A 1,503-nucleotide genomic window follows, 5' to 3' on the forward strand; every position below is an offset into this window, starting at 1 on the left:
AGATCCTATGAGGCGACGGACAGTGGAACTCGGGTAGGGTTTCGGGGTCCGACATCCGAACCCTGGAGACGCCCCATGGACCTCTCAACCGTTGCTCTGCCCGTCAGCGAGAAGCCTGCCACACTTTTCGTGGCCCTGGAATTGAGCAAGGCGACTTGGCTTGTCGCGCTCCACTCGCCAGCGGCCGACAAGGTCAGCCTGCATCGCCTGGCTGGGGGCGACACGCAGGAGTTGCTCACGCTGATCGCACGCAAGCGCGATCACGCGCAAACCGCCCTGGCGCGTCCGGTGCACGTGATGTCGTGCTACGAGGCAGGCTATGACGGGTTCTGGCTGCATCGTCTCTTGTGCGCGTCCGGTCTCGACAACCGGGTGCTGGACGCGGCCAGTATCCTGGTCGACCGCCGGTCACGCCGTGCCAAAACAGATCGGCTCGATGCTGCGGCGCTGCTGCGCACCCTGATGGCCCTCGACCGCGGGGAGCCGCGGGTCTGCCGCGTGGTGCGGGTTCCCAGTCCGGAGCACGAGGATGAGCGCCGGCGCAGCCGGGAGCGAGCCCGGCTTGTCAACGAGCGGGGTCAGCATGCGAGCCGGATCAAGGGATTGCTGATGACCCAGGGCATCCGCGACTTTGCGCCCACGCGGCGCAATTGGCGCGAGCGGCTTGCAGAGCTGCGCACGGCTGATGGGCGGGCTCTCGCCGCCTGCCTGACGGCCGAGATCGAGCGGGAGTGCCGCCGCTTGTGGCAGGTGATCGGCATGATTGCGGAGGTCGAGGCCGAACAGGTTCACGCCGCTGAGAAAGCGGCCACCGGGGCCATCCAGCTAAGCCGGCTGCGCGGCATCGGCCTGACCAGCGCCAGCATCCTGGCCGACGAGGTCTTCTTTCGCAGCTTTCAGAACCGGCGCGAGATCGCCGGCTATCTCGGCCTGGCCTCCAGCCCCTGGAACAGCGGCGCGGTCAGCCGCGATCAAGGCCTTCAGCGATCGGGCAACCCACGCGCGCGCCGCACCGCGATTGAGCTGGCCTGGCTGTGGCTGCGGCACCAACCCGAGAGCGATCTGGCCCGCTGGTTCCAGGAGCGCGTCGGCGCCGGCAAGGGGCGCATCCGCCGCACAATGATCGTAGCTCTGGCCCGCAAGTTGATGGTCGCCCTGTGGCGGTATGTGACGCAAGGGCTGGTGCCGGAAGGAGCGGTCATCAAGAGTTAGCTCAGAGTTCGACGCGTAGTGACCAGCGTTGCTCGCGACGAAGCAGGATGGATGTGGACCGTATGCCCCCCAGGGCTTTGATGCCGTCAAAAAGATGGGTTCCATCCCTCCTGGCCTCGCAGACTGACCCGTGCATGCGGGATATGGGTGCAGGCTCCTGGTGAGCCGACCGGATATGAGGTGATGTGGACTTTTGCTCCACAGCTGACCGCGAGGCCAATCCTGATGTCGTCTGCAAGCGATCCCGTCGCTGCGCACCACCCTTGACGCGATAGGCCTCATATGAGGGGG

1 protein-coding gene is annotated in these 1,503 nt (G+C 66.2%); it reads left to right on the forward strand.

The window, feature by feature from the left end; translation table 11 throughout:
• The first annotated feature begins 75 nt into the window (after positions 1-75).
• Positions 76-1,212: an IS110 family RNA-guided transposase gene (locus tag FS320_RS43235; protein ID WP_152718634.1), complete on the forward strand. Its 1,137-nt coding sequence runs from the start codon at positions 76-78 to the stop codon at positions 1,210-1,212.
• Positions 1,213-1,503: the final 291 nt, after the last annotated feature.

Origin of the sequence: Microvirga tunisiensis (genome assembly GCF_009296175.1) — a bacterium.
Lineage (GTDB): Bacteria > Pseudomonadota > Alphaproteobacteria > Rhizobiales > Beijerinckiaceae > Microvirga > Microvirga tunisiensis.